This is a genomic window from Nocardia sp. NPDC050710, from assembly GCF_040654375.1.
GTDB lineage: Bacteria > Actinomycetota > Actinomycetes > Mycobacteriales > Mycobacteriaceae > Nocardia.
Genome location: NZ_JBFAHV010000002.1, coordinates 207,198 through 225,565 on the forward strand (window position 1 = coordinate 207,198; position 18,368 = coordinate 225,565).

Below are 18,368 nucleotides of genomic sequence, written 5' to 3' on the forward strand. Positions count from 1 at the left end.
GGTTGCAACGTGTGCGATGGTCCGTGCGAGCGGCTCCGTCGTTGGTTGGTTTCGACAGGTAGGTTGCTGAAGCAAGTGTTGGCATTGTTCCGGAAAGAACCGAGGTCGTTCAGCAATTGACCGAGTCGTTGAGCAGCGGCTCCCGAGCCGCTGAAGTCGATCTTTGCCGAGTCTCCGTCATTGGTGGAAATACCCAGCTCGATGTCGGACTCCCGGCCACAGTGCCGATCGCCACATTCATCGGAGATCTGGTCACCCTCATCGAATCCCGCAATCCCGATCCGGTGGAGAGCGAGGACGGCGCCGCACCGCTGCGGACCGAGCACTGGACACTGGCCCGGCTCGGCCGCGACGCGATAGCGCCCAGCCGCACCCTCACCGAGGCCGAGGTCTACGACGGCGAGTTGCTGGTGCTGCGGTCGGTGACCGCGAAGGAGTCGCCCGCGCTCTTCGACGATGTCATCGACGCGGTATCCCGGCTCACCGCAGATGATTTCCGCGGCTGGTCCGCGAACTCCGCGCGGTGGACCGGACTGATCGCCGCCACCGTCGCGACGGTGCTGGCGCTGCTACTGTTCGCGGCGGGACGCGCCAACGGCGACGGACTCTTCACGGCCTTCCTTGCCTCCGGCGCCGGTCTGCTGGCCGGTCTGGCGGCGGCGATCGCGGCACGCAAATACACCGACGAGCTGACCGCGGTCTGGTTGTCGCTGTGTTCGCTGCTGCTGTGCTTCGGCGGCGGCGCCCTGTTCGTGCCCGGTGACCTGGGCAGTCCGCAACTGCTGCTCGGCTTTTCGGTGCTGCTGGTGGCCGCCGTCGTGCTGTACCGGGCCACCGGGACCGGCGCGACGCTCTGCGCGTCCGCGGTGACCCTGGCAGTGTTCGGCGGTGGCGCCGCGGCGGTGCGGATGATCTGGGATCCGGCGCTGCTGAAGATCTCGGCCGGGCTGCTGGTCATCGGAATCACCCTGATCTCCGCGGTGCCGCGGCTGGCGGCCGTACTGGCCCGGCTGCCAGTGCCACCGGTGCCGACCGCGGGCGGTGCGATCGACCCCGCCGACCACGAACCGCGCCCGACCATCGAGGGCATCGGCGCGATCGGCGCCACCGCACTGCCCTCGGCCGCGGGTCTGGGCCAACGAGCCAAGGCGGCCAACCAGTATCAGACCGGAATGCTGTTCGGCTGCGCGGTGGCCGCGGTGCTCGGCGCGCTCGGCACCGCGGATCCCTTCGGCGCCCCGCGCTGGCAGGGACTCGCGCTGGCCGTGATCGGCGCGGTGATCCTGAGCCTGCGCGGGCGCGCCTTCGCCGACCTTGCGCAGGCGACCATCCTGATCTCCGGCGGCGCGCTCATCGTCATCGGTCTGCTCACCGGACTCGCGCTCGGCGATGCCGATCAGCTGGCGCTCTCCGGCGGCCTGCTGCTCGCCTGCGGCGTGGCGGTCGTCGCGTTCGGGGTGATCGGACCGCATATCGAGATCACGCCGGTAACCAGGCGGGCCGGTGAGATCTTCGAATACCTGCTGATCTGTTCGGTGATTCCGCTGGTGCTCTGGATCATGGGCGTGTACTCGATGGCCAGGAACCTATGACCCGTCGGGTCGCCGGAATCATCGGTGTCGCCGCGATTCTGGCGATCGCGATTGTCGGTGGGCCCGTCCCCGCGGGCGCGGTGCCGCCGCCCGGTGTCGACCCCGGTGCGCTCGGCGCGGCGCAGGCCCTCAGCGGCAGGCCCGCCCCGCTGGAGCCGACCGAACAGCGCATCATCTGCTCGGAGCCGTCCTACAACGGTGGTGCCCTGGTGGAGCCACCGTTGGCGCAGCGCGTGCTCGACCTCCCCGCGGCCTGGCAGTTCAGCCGCGGCGCCGGGCAGAAGGTGGCGATCATCGATACCGGGGTGAACCGGCATCCGCGGCTGCCGCTGCTGCAACCCGGCGGCGATTACGTCTCCGACACCGACGGCACCGTCGACTGCGACGGTCACGGGACCTTCGTCGCGGGCATCATCGCGGCCAGGCCCAGCGCGGACGACGCCTTCGCCGGGGTCGCCCCGGAGGCGGAGATCCTGACCATCCGCCAGGTGAGTCTGGCCTACGAGCCCAAGGACCGGCGGGCCAGCCAGCCCGATCCCGGCGCGATCGCCAGCTCGGGATACGGGAATGTGCTGACCATGGCCGCCGCCGTGGTGCGCGCCGTCGACCTCGGCGCCACCGTGATCAATATCTCCGAACAGGCCTGCGTCGCAGCGGGAGCCGAAACCGCCGACGGCGCGCTCGGCGCGGCCGTGAAGTACGCCTACGACCACAACGTCGTGGTGGTGGCCGCCGCAGGGAATGTCTCCAGCCAGGGGCCGTGCACCGCCCAGAACGAGCGGAGCGGCTGGAGCAATGTGTCGACCGTCGCGACCCCGGCCTGGTTCAACCCCTACGTCCTGGCCGTCGCCTCGATTGATCCGGACGGCTCCTCCTCGGCGCTGTCGCTGAATGGACCGTGGGTGAGCGTGGCCGCCTTCGGGCGCGAAATCGTCTCGCTGGACAGCAAACCCGGCGGCACCGGTCTGGTGAACCGGGTGCAGACCTCGGAGGGACCGCAGAGCATCGAGGGCACCAGCTTCGCCGCACCCTATGTGGCGGGGCTGGCCGCACTCATCCGGTCCCGCTATCCGGAACTGACGGCCGGGCAGGTGATGGACCGGATCACGCGCACCGCGCACGCACCCGGCATCGGGCGTGACGACCGGATCGGGCACGGCCTGATCGACCCGGTCGCCGCGCTCACCGCGCAGCTGCCGGATCAGCCGGTGTACGCGGGCGCGGACCGGCCGAGCGCCATCGATCCGCCGGTGCACCGGCCGGGCCCCGATCCGCTGCCACGGCGCGTGGCGGTCCTCGGTTCGATCACCTGTCTCGCGCTGCTCGGCATCGGTGCGGCGGTGGCGATTCCGTTCCGCAAGCCGCACCACGACGAGCTGCCCGACTTCGATTCGGAAGAGCTGTAGAGGAATATGGTCACCGAAGGTTTCGTACGCCGTCCCCGCATCGCCCCGCCGCGCGCACCGGGCGGCGAGGTGGCGTTGAACTCGCCGCCGGAGATCCAGCGGCCGCTGCCGGCGCCGCTGATCATGAAGCTGATGCCGCTGGTCATGGTGGTCGCGGTGGTCGGCATGATCGCGATGATGGCGATGATGGGGCGCAATCTATTGCAGAACCCCATGATGATGATGTTCCCGATGATGATGCTGATGTCGATGGTCGGCATGATGATGGGCTTCCGCGGCAATGGACCCAAGAGCGCGGGTGAGCTCAACGAGGAACGCAAGGACTACTTCCGGTACTTGGACCAGATGCGCAAGGATGTGCGCCGGACCGGAGCCAAGCAGCTGGACACCCTGATCTGGAGCCATCCGGATCCGATCGACCTGGCCTCGGTGGTCGGTACCAGGCGCATGTGGGAGAGACGCCCGGCCGACCCGGATTTCGGGCATGTGCGCGTCGGTGTCGGCAGCCACCGGCTCGCCACCAAACTGGCCAGACCGGAAACGGGTCCGCTGGAGGATCTGGAGCCGGTATCCACCGTGGCGCTGCGCCGGTTCGTGCGAACCCATTCGGTGGTGCACCAGCTGCCGACCGCGGTCTCGCTGCGCGCCTTTCCCGCCATCAATGTCGGGGGCGAACCGGACGAGGCCCGGATGCTGGTGCGCGCCATGCTGATGGAGCTCACCGCCTTCCACGGACCGGACCATGTCGCACTGGCAATCGTCTGCGCCGATCCCGACACCCCGGCCTGGTCGTGGGCGAAATGGTTACCGCACCTGCAACATCCGACCATCCGTGACGGCATGGGCAGCGCGCGCATGATGTACGGATCGCTCGCCGAACTGGAAACGGCGCTGCAATCCGAATTGCTCGAACGCGGCCGGTTCATGCGCAATCCGCAGCCGACCCAGGGGCGGTTACACCTGGTGGTCGTCATCGACGACGGATATGTCAACGGCACCGAGCGGCTCATCAGCGAGTCCGGGCTGGACTCGGTGACCGTCCTCGATCTCACGGCTCCCGAGAACGGACTGGCCGTGCGCCGCGGTCTGCAACTGGTGGTCGGCGGGGGAGAGGTCAGCGCGCGTAGTGCCGTCGGTACCGAAAAGTTCGCCGCCGCGGATGAAGTGAGCATCGCCGAGGCCGAATCGTTCGGCCGCAAGCTGGCTCGCTACCGGGTCGCGACCGCCGCGCAGATCGTCAGCCTCGGCGATGAGACCAGGGCCGATCCGGGTCTGATGCCGCTGCTGAAGATCCCCGACGCGGCACAGATCGAGCCGACCAAGGTCTGGCGTCCGCGCACCGCACGGGAACGTCTGCGGGTGCCGATCGGAGTCACCCCCGACGGCAATCCGGTGGAGATCGATATCAAGGAATCCGCCGAGAACGGTATGGGACCGCACGGATTGTGCATCGGCGCAACGGGTTCGGGTAAGTCCGAGTTCCTGCGCACGCTGGTCCTCTCGCTGGTGGTGACGCATTCGCCGGACGCGCTGAACCTGGTGCTGGTCGACTTCAAGGGCGGTGCGACCTTCCTCGGGTTGGAGTCACTGCCGCATGTCGCCGCGGTGATCACCAACCTCGAGGAAGAGCTCTCGATGGTGGACCGCATGAAGGACGCACTGGCAGGCGAGATGAACCGCCGTCAGGAACTGCTGCGTTCGGCCGGAAACTACGCCAACGTCACCGATTACGAGAAGGCACGCGCGGCGGGCGTCGCACTGGACCCGCTGCCCGCATTGTTCGTGGTGGTCGACGAATTCTCCGAACTGCTCTCGCAGAAGCCGGATTTCGCGGACCTGTTCGTCATGATCGGCCGACTCGGCCGCTCGCTGCATGTGCACCTGCTGCTCGCTTCGCAGCGCCTGGAGGAGAACAAGCTGCGCGGCCTGGACTCGCACCTGTCCTATCGGATCGGCCTGCGTACCTTCTCGGCCAATGAATCTCGCGCCGTGCTCGGTATTACCGATGCCTACCACCTACCGGGTATTCCCGGTTCGGGGTATCTGAAGAGTGACGCCGACGATCCGTTGCGGTTCAACGCTTCCTACGTGTCGGGTCCCTATGTCTCGCCGAGTGGCACCCGTCAGGTCGACGGGCAGGAAGTGGGCGGTCAGGCGCCGACCGTATTCACCGCCGCGCCCGTCGAGATGCCGGATCTCCCGGAACCGGCCGCCGCGGATCCACTGGCCGGGCTGCTGCCCGAACTGCCGCCGCCCCCGCCGACCGCGGAGGAGGGCATTCCGGAGACGCTGCTCGAGGTGGTCGTGAAACGCTTGACCGGGCACGGCCGTCCGGCGCACGAGGTGTGGTTGCCGCCGCTGGACGAGTCACCGACGGTGGATATGCTGCTGCCCGACCCGGATTGGCGCTCGCCGGTCAACCGGCACGGTCAGCTCTGGATGCCGATCGGCGTCATCGATAAGCCCTACGAACAGCGTCGTGACGTACTCACCATCCAATTGGCCGGTGCCGCGGGCAATATCGCCGTCGTCGGCGGCCCGCAGTCGGGCAAGTCGACCACACTGCGCACCATCGTCATGGCGGCCGCCGCCACCCACACCCCGGAACAGGTGCAGTTCTACTGCCTGGACTTCGGTGGCGGCAGCCTGGCCGGTCTGTCCGGACTACCGCATGTGGGCTCGGTGGCGGGCCGCCTCGACAGCGATCGGGTGCGGCGCACCGTCGCCGAACTCACCTCGCTGATGCGCCAGCGCGAGGAGCGATTCACCGAACTCGGCATCGAATCGATGGTGGAGTTCCGGCGTCGTAAGTTCTCGCAGCTGGAGGCCCGGCTCATCAACGGCACCGCGGCGCCCTCGGACGATCCGCTCGCCTCGGACCAATTCGGCGACGTCTTCCTCGTCATCGACGGCTGGGCCGCGCTGCGCGAGGAGTTCGACACACTGGAACCGCAGATCAATGCGATGGCGGCGCAGGGACTTTCGTACGGCATCCACCTGGTGCTGGCGGCGGCCCGCTGGGCCGAGATCCGGCCGGTGGTCAAGGACCAGATCGGCACCCGGCTCGAGCTGCGCCTCGGTGATCCATCGGACTCCGAAATGGGCAGGCGGACAGCCGCATTGGTGCCGATGGGGCGTCCAGGACGGGGTCTGACCCCACAGGAACTGCATATGCTCATCGCGCTGCCCCGACTGGATTCGGACTCCGATCCGGCCACCGTCTCCGAGGGCGTCGGCGCGGCCAAGGAGCAACTCGAGCAGATGTGGGGCACCCGCCGCGCGCCCGAGGTGCGGATGCTGCCGCTCCAGATCAGTCGCGAGGATGTGCTCGCCATCGCGGCGGAGCACGGTATCCAGCAGAGCGCCACCAAGGTGGTGCTCGGGCTCGGTGAGAACGAATTGGAGCCGTTCGTCATCGATTTCGCGTCCGAACCGCATTTCATGGCCTTCGCCGATGTCGAATGCGGCAAGACCACGCTGCTGCGCAATATCGTCATGGGGATCACCGAGAACTCCACTCCCGACCAGGCGAAGATCATCATGATCGACTACCGGCGCACCATGCTCGGCGTGGTCGAGGGAGACCAGCTCGCGGGATACTCCACCTCCTCGCAGACCTGCGGCGGCATGATCACCGAGATCGCCAGGTACATGTCCAAGCGCATCCCCGGTTCCGATATCACCCCGCAGCAGCTACGCGACCGCAGCTGGTGGAGCGGTCCGGAGATCTACATCGTCGTCGACGACTACGACATGGTGGCCACTACCGCGAATCCGCTACTGCCGCTGGTGGAATACCTGCCGCAGGCGCGCGATATCGGACTGCACCTGATCGTCACCCGTCGCACCGGCGGCGCCTCGCGCGCGCTGTACGACCACGTGGTCGGCGGTATGAAGAATATGTCGGTGGACGCGCTGCTGATGAGCGGTCCGCGCGACGAGGGCAAGCTCTTCGGTGACCTGCGCCCCTCCAAACTCCCGCCGGGGCGCGGCACTCTCATCTCGCGCAGCAAGGGCATGGAGATGGTGCAGATCGCGCATCTGCCACCGCTGCTGTAGCGGCCGTCGTCAGTTGGGGTGGGGCGCGGGACCGAGTATCGGCACACCGGGTTTCAGGGCGGAGGGCACCGGGAACGGCCGGTCCAGCGCCCAGCTGTCGGCCAGCCGTTCGAACAGCGCGCGGGAAGGCCCGCTGGCCGCCGGTCCCGCGATGCGCGCCAAGCGGAAACCGGCGCGCCGGTAGTAGTCGTGCAGTCCGGTATTGGTGGTCCAGGCATCGAGCCGGACCCAGGCCCGATCCTGCTGCTGGGCAAGCATTCCGGCGTGCGCGAGTAGCCGGTTGCCGATGCGCTGTCCGGCGAAGCGCAGGTCGACGATCATGAAGTGCGCGATCACCGCGTCGTCGAGTTCCCAGCCTGCCCACAGGCCGGGGTCGGCCCGGTCGTTAACGGTGATGGTGCCCGCGGGCTCGCCGTCCACCTCGGCGATCCAGGTCTCGCTCGCGTCCAGCGAGCGGCCCACCGTGCGGGCGAAGATCTCGATCGGCAGACCGCGTCCGGCGACCGTCCACTGATCCGAACCGCGGGCGGTCAGCCAGGCGGTGCGTTGCACGCGTAGTCGGCAGATCAATCCGAGGTCGCCGATGGTGGCCTGGCGGATCACGGTGGTCATCGCCGCGGTCATGGCAGCGAGATGCCGGGTCGGTAACTGGCGCCCAGGGTTTGCCGGATGAGCTCGGTGCCCTCGGCATCGCCGAGTTCGTAGGCCAGCCGGTTGCGGGTCGCGATGGAGCGGTGCCGGGTGGCCCTGGTGACCCGCTCGTGATTGGCGCCGATCCGGAGATGATCGAGCAGGATGGTGCCGGTGGCGACGCCGAGCACAATGGCCTCCTCCGCGCCGGCGGGTCGCGCGACAAGGGTGTCGCGGTGAGCGGTTTCGGCGTGTCCGCGGTCAGCTAGTCGCCGCGTGGTGCCCTCGGGTATGTCGTGGGGGGAGTCGATTCCGGTGGCCTCGGCCAGATCCCGCGGGTAGAAGCTGACCTCCCAGGACCACGGTTCGTTGTCCAGGTACTGCACCACGGTGCGGGCCAGCACCCACGAGTGCTCGGGCACGCCCAGCCAGCGCGCCACCTCCGGGGTGGCGGGCTCCATTCTCGCGCTGAACTCCTTGGCCGGTTCCCGGTGGGCCGCACGCGCGATTTCCTCGAAGATGTCGTGTGCGGACTGCGGCCGGTCGGGGCCGATGTGGTCGGTGACCACGGATTCCAGCACTTCCTGGTTTCGGACGATGGTGCCGCGGGAAGTAGCGGTGTAGACGAGATTTTCGGTGACAAGTACTTGAATGGCATTGCGGGCAGTCGTGATCGAGACCTGCATTTGATCGGCCAATTCGGTGTAACTGGGTAGCCGATCTCCTGGATTCCACTTGCCTGCGCGGATCTCCTCGCGGAGGAGGTCTGCGATCCGGTGATACGTCGGACCGTCCGCCATCTTGCTCCTCGGTTGGTCATGCAGGTAACGAAGTGTACTCTTCGTGACTCCCTACGGCCCGTTAACGCTTGACAGTTGCCTTCAGAGGTTTATTGTAATGAACGTCCTGATCCGGTGTTGTGCGGCGATGAACGGCGAGGCAACGTGGCAGGTTCGGATTCATCTACGGTCGTAATGGCTCTCCCCGGCACACAGCGGTGTGTCGATACGGCAGTGCAGTCCATGACTCCCGGACTACTGCCCACCTCTGACCTACTCGTCCGGGCGTGTCGCGGGCATCGGGTCGTCGGTGGTCCGCTGCTGTGGTTTGCCCGGGATCTTGCGGTTCTGCATGAAAGACGGCTGATCGGACGGGGTGGCTCGGTGAGCACCGATCCTACCGTGATGCTCGAAATTCAGCGGCGCCGCAGCGAATTGGTGATGGCGATCGACGACTGGGTGGCCCGCAGCGTGCCCCAGCATCGGCTGGGTGCGACCCTGCACACCGAGACCGTAGGTTCGGTCATCGACCGGCTCGCCGAATCCTCGGTCCGCGCGCACCACGCGTTGATGACCCTTGACGCGCACGACGAACTATTGCACAGCGCGTGGCACCACCTGGCCGAGCTGGCCGACGCATACGACGACCTGATTCGCGACATACTCGCGGGTCGGCGCCGCCTGCCGGAGTGGTGAACCGACCTTCCGCGACGAAATGCCGTTACCTGTAATGGTTTTTCCGCATCGGTTCCGCAGTGAATCGGCATCTTGCCATGTGGTGATGTGGTTCCGACACCGGATCGGTTGCCGTTCTGGGTCCGATCGCAGGAGTCGAATATCTTGTCCACCACATATTTCGATGCCCGTCGCCGTCAGTTCCGTTCCGGCGCTGCGGTTTGTGTCGCCCTCGCCGCAGTGGGTGTGATCTCGCTGATCGTGCCCGGCCCTCGGCGCGTCCGGCGACGTCACCACCACGGTGTCGGTCTCGGGCGCGCCGCCACCGGCTGCACGGTCCCGCTCGCGGCCACGGTGGCGGGCAGCTCGGCCCTCGGACTCGGCAGTCACATTCCGCCGGTGGAGTTCTGGGACAACGCGACGTTCCTCGGCAGCGTTACCCCGACGGTGCACAAGGCGACACCGACCACCGGCGTGTCGATGACCGCCGATATCGACTGGAAGCCAACGACAACCGGGAGTCACCCGGTGCGGGCCGAGTACGTCGGCGGCAATTACACGCCGGAATCGGAGGGTTCGGCCACGGTGAACGTCGGCACCGGACTCGATCTCGGGTCCGGCTGCCTGCCGATCGGATAGGTCGTCCGGTACCGGATCGTCGGCAGTGCGAATTGCCGTGGCAGTGCGAATTCCCGTGTCGCGCGGCGAAGTCGCGGGCCCCGGGTTCGGGGGCCACGACTTCGCCGACGACCAGCGTCGGGCTAAATGGGGTAGCGGCGGTGGTCGACGCCGAATTCATCGGCGACGGTCGCGGCCAACTCCACATAGGCGCGCTTGGCCTGCTTGCTGAGGCGGTGCAGGTCGATTTCGGCGCCCTCGGACAGATGCGAGTCGTAGGGGATGATGTGGACGGCGCGGCAGCGCGAGAGGAAGTACTCGCGCAACTGCTGGATGCCGACATTGGGGGACCCCTCGCGGGGCAGATTGATGACGACGACGGCGTTGCGGACGAGATGGTCGTGCCCGTGCAGGGACAACCAGTCCAGGGTGGCCGCGGCGCTGCGGGCGCCGTCGATGGCCGCCGAGGAGATCAGCACCAGCGAATGCGCCAGGTCGAGGACACCCGTCATGGCCGAATGCATCAGGCCGGTACCGCAGTCGGTCAGGATGATGTTGTAGAAGCGCTGCAGAATGCGCGCGACGGCCCGGTACTCCTCGTCGTTGAAGGCTTCCGACGCGGCCGGGTCACGCTCACTGGCAAGCACTTCCAGGCGGCTGGTGGCCTGGGACGTATGCCTGCGCACATCCGAGTAGCGTTCGATAGCCGGATCCAGCAGCAGGTCGCGCACGGTCGACCTGGTCTGGAGCGGCACCCGCTGGGAGAGCGTGCCGAAGTCCGGGTTGGCGTCCACCGCGATCACCCGGTCGCCACGGACGGAGGCGAAGATGGAGCCCAAACCCATGGTGGTCGTGGTCTTTCCGACGCCGCCCTTCAGCGAGAGCACCGCGATCCGATAATCGCCGCGGACCGGTTGCCGGATCCGCGCGACCAGTTCCTGCAGTCGGCGCTCCTCCGCGGACATGCCCGGATTGATCGCACCGCCCGACACGTGGTGAACGGCCTTGCGCCATCCGCTGCCCGGCGACTTCTTGGCTCGCCGCAACGGAACATCGTCGAGCGAGGGGTGCGGGTGTCCACCCTGCTGATACTGCGGCTGCGGCGTGCCCCACTGCCCGGCCGGACCCGCTGCGGGCTGCCCATATCCCGGGCCGCCCTGCTGCCCTTGCCCACCCGAATTCCACGGCGGCTCGGTCGCACCCTGCGGTCCGCCCTCCACACCCTGATTCCCCGGCTGCGCGAATCCAGCCGGATCCCGCCGCTCACCCGCACCGGGCTGATCACCGAGCGGTGCTCGTTGCGTTCCGGGCTGTTGTGCGAATACTCCCGGATCGCGTCGTTCGCCGGGTCCGGGTTGGTCGCCGATCGGGGCTTGCTGCGCCGCAGCGGGTTGCGCGAATACTCCAGGGTCGCGTCGTTCACCAGGCGCCAGGGAATCGCTGACAGGCGCTCGATGCGCACCCCCGGGCTGCGCGTACGCACCAGCATTCCAGCCCTGCTCGCCAGGCGCCCCCGGAACTCGGCCTTCGGCCGCCTGCGGTCCGTAGGCAGCGGCATTCCACCCCTGCGCGTCGGGGCCACCCGGTGCGGACTGCTGCTCGCCACCGCGCGGCCCGCCCTGCGCGCCCGAGCCGTACTCGGTCGCACCGGAACCCACACCACCCGACTGCGCGCCGGGCACCGGCCCATAACCCGCTGCCCCTTCGGGGCCGGTCGAGGTTGTGCCCTGCGGACCGTAAGCCGTTGCGTTCCAAGGCTGTTCGCTCGGTCCGTGCCCGGTCGTCGGTCCGCTCGGCCCATATCCAGTCGGGCCTGTTCCCGGTGCGCCGTCCGGCATCGGTCCATTGCCGGATGCGCCTGCTGTCCCTTCGGAGCCAGCGGGGGTCGTACCCTGTGGGCCGTAAGCCGTTGCGTTCCTAGGCTGTTCGCTCGGTCCGTGCCCGGTCGTCGGTCCGCTCGGCCCATATCCGGTCGACCCTGTTCCCGGCATCGGTCCGTCGCCGGACGGGCCCGCCGCGCCGGGCCTGTGCTCGGCCGCACCGTGTGGTCCGTAAGCCGTTGTATTCCAGGGCTGTTCGCCTGGCCCGTGCCCGGTTGCCGGTCCGTTGGGGCCGTATCCGGTTGGGTTCGTTCCCGGTTCGCCGACTGGCACCGGTCCGTATCCGGCTGTCCCGGGTGTACCCGGTCCGTACTCGGCCACCGGCTGTGGCGCATAAGGCGTTGCATTCCAAGGCTGTTCGCTCGACCCATGCCCGGGCATCGGCCCGTAGCCCGGGTCATTCGCGCCCGGCGCGGGTCCGTAACCGGTGGATCCGCCCGGTTGATCGCTGCCCGACATCGGCCCATACGTCGGCACAGTCGATGTGTCGCCGCCCCGGCCCGACCCGGGATGATCTGGATCGTCGGTGTGCCTGTCCGGAATCTCGTCCTCGTCGCCCTCCGACGACAGCCGATGCCGTCCGCCGGAGGCGGGGATCGGTCCGTACCCGGACCGCCCCGGTGCGTCGGAGATGGGTGCCGTGGCGTCGCGGTATCCCGTTGCGTCGGAGGCGTACTCGCCGGATGCCTGCGTCGCGGTATCGGGATTCTGCTCGAGGTCGGGTGCGATCGGCCCGTACTGAGGGCGGTCGGGTGCGACCGGAGCGCCGTAACCGGTGTTCGATGAATCTGGTTGGGTCCCGGACGATCCCACGGATGTGCTTGCTTCCGGGGCGGGTTCGCCGCTTGTCCCCGAGGTTGCGCCGTGGTCGGGCGGGATCGGCCCGTACTGGGATCGGCCGGATGCCAGAGCCTCGGCGGCGGAGTCCGCACCGTACAGTTCTGCGGGCGAGTCTGTGCCGGAACCGGATTCATCCGATGCTCCGGAGTGTGCGTCGCGGGGTCCGGCGGAAGTATGTCCGGGCGTGGCCGACACCGGATCCGCGCCGACGGTTCGAGCCGCGTCCTGGGCGCTTGTCGTGGATCCGGATGTGCTTGTACCGCTGGCAGATTCGTCACCCGACGGCCGATCGATGGCCGGTCGATCGTCGCCACTGCCGCCGGTCAGCCATGCGGGCGCACCGTTCGGGGCGTTTCCGAAGGTGGGTGCGCCGGTGCCGGGGGAGGACGACGTATAGGACGAGGGCTGCTCGCCGCCGGCCGAATCGCCGGGCGTCGATACTCGGGCAGCGGGATCGCCGGTCGACGGCGCCGTCGAGGATGCCGCATCGGGGTCACCGGGGCGGCCGTGATCGGCCGCCGGGGGAGCCAACCACGGTGGCGCGCTGTCGAATTCGCGTGCCGGGTGCTCGCCGCCCGCGGCCGATGAGGAGTCGGATCCGCCCGCCAGCCCACCGGCCCCGATCTGTGTCGACTGTTCACCGACGCCGGGTGGGAGCAGACGTTCGTCCGCGGGCGGCGCCTCCGTCTGGGGGCCGGGCACGGTCGGGCGTTCGCCGGTCGCCCCCGGCAGATCCGGGCGCGCGGGTGCGGGCGGCAGGCCGGAGTGCTCGCGGGATGCGTGATCGGCCGGGCCGGTGCCCTGCGATGTAGGTCGTTCGCCGGTCCCCGGCTGCCCGCCCTGGTCGGGTGGAAGGAGGCGTTCGCCCACGGAGGGCGTCCCGGGTTGTGCGCTTGGCGTAGCGGTGTGTCCGCCGATGCCGGGCTGGGCCGGGTGTCCGCCGGTGGTGGGTTGGCCGGGCTGGGCGGGGCGTTCACCAGCGGCCGGGATCCCCGGCGGCGGGCCGGGAAGATCTGGACGCGCGGGTGCGGGCGGCAGGCCGTTGTGCTCGCGGGATGCGTGATCGGCGGGGCCGGTGCCCTGCGATGTAGGTCGTTCGCCGGTGGTGGGTGCGCCGGGCTGCACGGGGCGTTCGCCGGTCACAGGTGCGCCGGGCTGGGCCGGGCGTTCGCCGGTGATGGGGGCGCGGCGCGGTGATTCCCCGCCGGGCGCGGTGGGTCGGCTCGGGTCGCCGGGGGCGAGGTGCGGTGTCGGGCGTTCACCCGTGGTGGGTGCGCCGGGCGGCGGGCCGGGTAGGGGTGGGCGTCCGTCCGGTCCCGGTGGCAGGCCATCGAATTCGCGCGCGCGGTCGGCACCGGGGTGCGTGGGAGGTACCGGGGGGAGGTCCGGGTGGGTGCGCTGGTAGCGCGTTGTCGCTTCGTTGGACGCCGGTGGGTTCGGATCGGCCGGACCGTGCGGTGCGGGTGGGGCCGTGGGCGCACCCGTGGTGCCGAGGGGCTGGAAGCCCGCCGAGGGGGTGCTCGGCTGCCGGGTGGGCAGGCCCGCCGGGGCGTCGCGGCGTTGCGGGCCGGACTGCCAGGAATTGTCGGGGTGCGAACCGTCCGGGTGCGGCTGCCGACCCAGGGGCTGGCCGCCGGGCGCATCCTGCTGCGGGGCGCGCCCACCGGCACGGCCCTGCGGGTCTTCGCGCCTGGCATCGGGGCGCTGCGCGTTCGGGCCACCGGGGTGCGACGCATCGGGCCAGGGATCGTGCGGCCTCGCCTCGGGCCCGCGCCCCTGCCACGGATCGTCGGTGCGGGGATCCGGTCTGCCCGGTCCCGGCTGCGACCAGGCATCGTCCGGGCGTGCCTCGATGCGACGTCCCTTGTCACGGGGTTCGCGCCTGGCATCGGGCGCATCCCGGCGCGCCTCGTCCGGCCGCGATTCGCGCGAACCGGCGCCCGACTGCTCCTCGGCGTGCTCGCCCCTATCGCGTCCACCGAACAGGCGACGCCTCTTGTCCTTGCGGCCCGGCGCCGAGTTCGGGTCCGGCCTGCCGCCCTCGGGCGCCGCCGACTTCCCGCCCTTGCGGCGCGGCGCCGGTGCGTCATCGATGATGTCGTCGTGTGGCAGATTCTGGACCGGAGCCTCGTAACCGCTGGTGACATCGCTCTCGGACAGCCACGGCGGCAGCATGGGCAGGCCGTCGTTATTACGACTCACGACCACACCTCGGTATTCGGGTCCGTCGGGTCAAAGGGCGCGGTGCGCGCGGCTCGCTCACTGCGCTGTCTCACGACGTCCCCCTAAGATCTGCTCGACCGGTTCATGGACCGAGGTCAGTTTACGTGACCGACCCCCGCCTACGATGGGTAGGGACCCGCCGGTGGTGGGTAGGGAATCGGGGCCGCAAGACCCCTGGAAAGTCCTGCTTCCCGTGGTGCATTTTTGCCGGATCCGGCGCCTCCCGGTAAGCTGGAGCGGCGGTGCAACTATGCGCCGACTGTTTGCATGCCACCGGTCGGGTGCCAACCCGCCGGAGTCCATACAAGCAGACACCGAACAATCAAACCAGGTTTGAGCGGCGGCGCCGACTCAATGAACCGGGATCGCGGAGGACATGGCGAAGAAGGACGGGGCCATCGAGGTCGAGGGTCGAGTTGTCGAGCCGCTGCCCAATGCGATGTTCCGGATCGAGCTCGAGAACGGGCACAAGGTTCTCGCGCACATCAGCGGAAAGATGCGGCAGCACTACATTCGCATCCTTCCCGAGGACCGGGTTGTCGTCGAGCTGTCGCCCTACGACCTGTCCCGCGGCCGGATCGTTTACCGCTACAAGTGATCGCGCCCCGCGCGTTTCACCCCGACGGGTCAGCCCGTCGCCACAGAGACTTCCCCAGTCGCCGACTGGGGAAAAACTGTGTTCACACCTGTGTGAACCACAACAAGATTGGACGGACGTGAAGGTTCAGCCGAGCGTCAAGAAGATCTGCGAGAAGTGCAAGGTGATCCGCCGTCACGGCCGGGTCATGGTGATCTGCGACAACCTGCGCCACAAGCAGCGTCAGGGCTGATCGGAGCCGGGTAACCCCGGTCGGTCACCAGCCAAGCACCGAACGCGGTTCGGATTGGCAACAAAGAAGAACTCCCAGCTCCAGCCGCACGCTGTGGAAATTCGGGTTCACCCCCGAGGCGTGCGAGCCAACCACCGGTACGGAGGCCGGTGCCCCACCAAGACGAGGGGACGGACAGGGAGCAGACCTCCGCAACAGTTAAGGAACTGCCACCATGGCACGTCTCATGGGTGTTGATCTCCCGCGCGAAAAGCGCATGGAGATCGCGCTGACCTACATTTTCGGCATCGGCCGTACCCGCTCCAAGGAGATCCTGGAGGCCACCGGCATCAGCCCGGACCTGCGTTCGAAGGACCTCAGCGACGAGCAGGTCACGCAGCTGCGTGACTACATCGAGGGCTCCGCTCTCAAGGTCGAGGGTGACCTGCGCCGCGAGGTGCAGGCCGACATTCGTCGCAAGATCGAGATCGGCTGCTACCAGGGTCTGCGCCACCGTCGTGGCCTGCCCGTGCGCGGCCAGCGGACCAAGACCAATGCGCGCACCCGCAAGGGCCCGAAGCGCACCGTCGCAGGCAAGAAGAAGTAGGGATAGCGCATGCCTCCGAAGAGCAGGGCCTCCGGCCCCAAGAAGACCCAGAAGTCGCGTCGCCGGGATAAGAAGAACGTCCCGCACGGCAACGCGCACATCAAGAGCACGTTCAACAACACGATCGTGTCGATCACCGACCCCAACGGCAACGTCATCTCCTGGGCGTCCTCGGGTCACGTCGGCTTCAAGGGTTCGCGTAAGTCGACCCCGTTCGCCGCGCAGCTCGCTGCCGAGAACGCCGCCCGCAAGGCGCAGGAGCACGGCGTCAAGAAGGTCGACGTGTTCGTCAAGGGCCCGGGTTCGGGCCGTGAGACCGCGATCCGTTCGCTGCAGGCCGCCGGCCTCGAGGTGGGCACGATCTCCGATGTCACCCCGCAGCCGCACAACGGCTGCCGTCCGCCCAAGCGGCGTCGCGTCTAGCGGGAAAGGAATAGCGAAAAATGGCTCGTTATACAGGCCCCATCACCCGCAAGTCGCGTCGTCTGCGCGTCGACCTCGTCGGCGGCGACCAGGCGTTCGAGCGTCGTCCCTACCCGCCCGGCCAGCACGGCCGCGCGCGGATCAAGGAGAGCGAGTACCTGCTCCAGCTGCAGGAGAAGCAGAAGGCTCGCTTCTCCTACGGCGTCATGGAGAAGCAGTTCCGCCGGTACTACGAAGAGGCCAACCGCCTCAAGGGCAAGACCGGTGACAACCTGCTGCGTCTGCTCGAGTGCCGTCTGGACAACGTCGTGTACCGCGCCGGTCTGGCGCGTACCCGTCGCCAGGCTCGCCAGCTGGTCAGCCACGGCCACTTCCTGGTGAACAACCGGGCCGTGAACGTTCCCAGCTTCCAGGTGACCCAGTACGACATCATCGATGTCAAGGAGAAGTCGCTGGGTTCGCTGCCGTTCCAGGTGGCGCGTGAGACCGTCGGCGACCGCCCGGTTCCGGGCTGGCTGCAGGTGATCCCGGGCCGTCTGCGGATTCTGGTGCACCAGGTTCCCGAGCGCGCCCAGATCGATGTGCCGCTGCAGGAACAGCTGATCGTCGAGTACTACTCGAAGTAATCAGCTTTCGCGCTGCTGGTGTGTGATCGCTCGCTGGTCGGGCGATCTCGCACAATCCCCATAACGTGGGCGTCAAATAGTGGGCGTCCGTAGAGGAGGAAGATCCCAATGCTGATTTCACAGCGCCCGACGCTGACCGAAGAGGTCGTCGCCGAGAACCGCTCGAAGTTCACCATCGAACCCCTCGAGCCGGGCTTTGGTTACACCCTCGGCAACTCACTGCGTCGTACCCTGCTGTCCTCGATTCCGGGGGCCGCGGTCACGAGCATCCGTATCGACGGCGTCCTGCACGAGTTCACCACCGTTCCCGGCGTGAAGGAAGATGTCACCGACATCATCCTGAACCTCAAGGGTCTGGTCGTGTCCTCGGAGGAGGACGAGCCGGTCACGATGTACGTGCGTAAGCAGGGGCCGGGCACCGTCACCGCCGGTGACATCGTGCCGCCCGCCGGTGTTGTCGTGCACAACCCGGATATGCACATCGCCACCCTGAACGACAAGGGCAAGCTGGAGATCGAGCTCGTCGTCGAGCGCGGTCGCGGTTACGTCCCGGCGGTGCAGAACAAGGCGTCCGGCGCGGAAATCGGCCGGATCCCGGTGGATTCGATCTACTCGCCGGTGCTCAAGGTGACCTACAAGGTCGAGGCCACCCGTGTCGAGCAGCGCACCGACTTCGACCGTCTCATCCTCGACGTGGAGACCAAGAACTCCATCAGCGCGCGGGACGCGCTCGCCTCGGCGGGCAAGACCCTGGTCGAACTCTTCGGCCTGGCTCGTGAGCTGAACATCGAAGCCGAGGGCATCGAGATCGGCCCCTCGCCGGCCGAGGCGGATCACATCGCCTCGTTCGGTCTGCCGATCGAGGATCTGGACCTCACCGTCCGGTCCTACAACTGCCTCAAGCGCGAGGGTGTGCACACGGTGGGCGAGCTCGTCGCCCGCACCGAGTCGGACCTGCTGGACATCCGTAACTTCGGCCAGAAGTCCATCGACGAGGTCAAGGTCAAGCTGCATGCGCTCGGCCTCTCGCTGAAGGACAGCCCGGCGTCGTTCGACCCGTCCTCCGTGGTGGGTTACGACGCGAGCACCGGAACGTGGAGCGACAGCGGCACGTTCAGTGACACCGACGGTGGCGAGCAGGACTACGCCGAGACCGAACAGCTCTAGGCCGTCGGGGTAGGCACCCCGGCCCGGCCTTACT

At 68.1% G+C, this 18,368-nt stretch carries 14 protein-coding genes; 11 read left to right on the forward strand and 3 right to left on the reverse strand.

The annotated features are described in order from the left end of the window. The first annotated feature begins 128 nt into the window (after window positions 1-128). From eccD to eccCa, 3 genes are read left to right on the forward strand one after another with little or no spacing between them, the layout of a single operon-like run. Window positions 129-1,592, forward strand: coding sequence for a type VII secretion integral membrane protein EccD (gene eccD, locus AB0H61_RS06660; RefSeq protein ID WP_357300573.1), 1,464 nt, complete (start codon window positions 129-131; stop codon window positions 1,590-1,592). After that, complete coding sequence (gene mycP, locus AB0H61_RS06665) at window positions 1,589-2,998, forward strand: type VII secretion-associated serine protease mycosin (RefSeq protein WP_357300201.1); 1,410 nt, start codon at window positions 1,589-1,591, stop codon at window positions 2,996-2,998. Before eccD ends, mycP begins: the two co-directional genes overlap by 4 nt. A 6-nt stretch (window positions 2,999-3,004) precedes the next feature. Continuing rightward, window positions 3,005-7,057: a type VII secretion protein EccCa gene (gene eccCa, locus AB0H61_RS06670; protein WP_357300202.1), complete on the forward strand. Its 4,053-nt coding sequence runs from the start codon at window positions 3,005-3,007 to the stop codon at window positions 7,055-7,057. Between the two features lie 9 nt (window positions 7,058-7,066). On the opposite strand, the gene AB0H61_RS06675 is transcribed toward eccCa, so the two are convergent. Continuing rightward, window positions 7,067-7,669, reverse strand: coding sequence for a GNAT family N-acetyltransferase (locus AB0H61_RS06675; protein ID WP_357300204.1), 603 nt, complete (start codon window positions 7,667-7,669; stop codon window positions 7,067-7,069). Between the two features lie 8 nt (window positions 7,670-7,677). Next, window positions 7,678-8,487 (reverse strand): GntR family transcriptional regulator, encoded by an 810-nt coding sequence (locus tag AB0H61_RS06680; protein ID WP_357300206.1) that lies wholly within the window; start codon window positions 8,485-8,487, stop codon window positions 7,678-7,680. Between the two features lie 363 nt (window positions 8,488-8,850). Here AB0H61_RS06680 and AB0H61_RS06685 point away from each other — a divergent pair, with 363 nt between their 5' ends. Further along, window positions 8,851-9,162, forward strand: coding sequence for a DUF4254 domain-containing protein (locus AB0H61_RS06685; RefSeq protein ID WP_357300208.1), 312 nt, complete (start codon window positions 8,851-8,853; stop codon window positions 9,160-9,162). Window positions 9,163-9,306: 144 nt separating this feature from the next. Then, a complete protein-coding gene (locus AB0H61_RS06690; protein WP_357300210.1) occupies window positions 9,307-9,780 on the forward strand; it encodes a hypothetical protein in 474 nt (157 codons plus the stop codon). 122 nt (window positions 9,781-9,902) lie between these two features. Here the strand turns inward: AB0H61_RS06690 and AB0H61_RS06695 are convergent, their stop codons facing one another. Further along, window positions 9,903-14,681, reverse strand: coding sequence for an AAA family ATPase (locus AB0H61_RS06695; protein WP_357300212.1), 4,779 nt, complete (start codon window positions 14,679-14,681; stop codon window positions 9,903-9,905). Between the two features lie 397 nt (window positions 14,682-15,078). Here AB0H61_RS06695 and infA point away from each other — a divergent pair, with 397 nt between their 5' ends. The 6 genes from infA (at window position 15,079) to AB0H61_RS06725 (ending at window position 18,334) form a co-directional block, all read left to right on the forward strand. Next, entirely contained in the window at window positions 15,079-15,300 is a 222-nt protein-coding gene (infA, locus tag AB0H61_RS06700; protein WP_003418601.1) for a translation initiation factor IF-1, read from the forward strand. A 118-nt stretch (window positions 15,301-15,418) separates the two neighbouring features. Further along, the gene (rpmJ, locus tag AB0H61_RS06705; protein ID WP_011207363.1) at window positions 15,419-15,532 is read left to right on the forward strand and encodes a 50S ribosomal protein L36; all 114 of its coding nucleotides are present in this window, start codon (window positions 15,419-15,421) and stop codon (window positions 15,530-15,532) included. Window positions 15,533-15,746: 214 nt separating this feature from the next. After that, window positions 15,747-16,118: a 30S ribosomal protein S13 gene (rpsM, locus tag AB0H61_RS06710; RefSeq protein ID WP_357300214.1), complete on the forward strand. Its 372-nt coding sequence runs from the start codon at window positions 15,747-15,749 to the stop codon at window positions 16,116-16,118. 9 nt (window positions 16,119-16,127) lie between these two features. Further along, a complete protein-coding gene (rpsK, locus tag AB0H61_RS06715; RefSeq protein ID WP_011207365.1) occupies window positions 16,128-16,541 on the forward strand; it encodes a 30S ribosomal protein S11 in 414 nt (137 codons plus the stop codon). Between the two features lie 20 nt (window positions 16,542-16,561). Next, window positions 16,562-17,167: a 30S ribosomal protein S4 gene (gene rpsD, locus AB0H61_RS06720; RefSeq protein ID WP_357300216.1), complete on the forward strand. Its 606-nt coding sequence runs from the start codon at window positions 16,562-16,564 to the stop codon at window positions 17,165-17,167. 108 nt (window positions 17,168-17,275) lie between these two features. Beyond that, window positions 17,276-18,334, forward strand: coding sequence for a DNA-directed RNA polymerase subunit alpha (locus AB0H61_RS06725; RefSeq protein WP_357300218.1), 1,059 nt, complete (start codon window positions 17,276-17,278; stop codon window positions 18,332-18,334). Window positions 18,335-18,368: the final 34 nt, after the last annotated feature.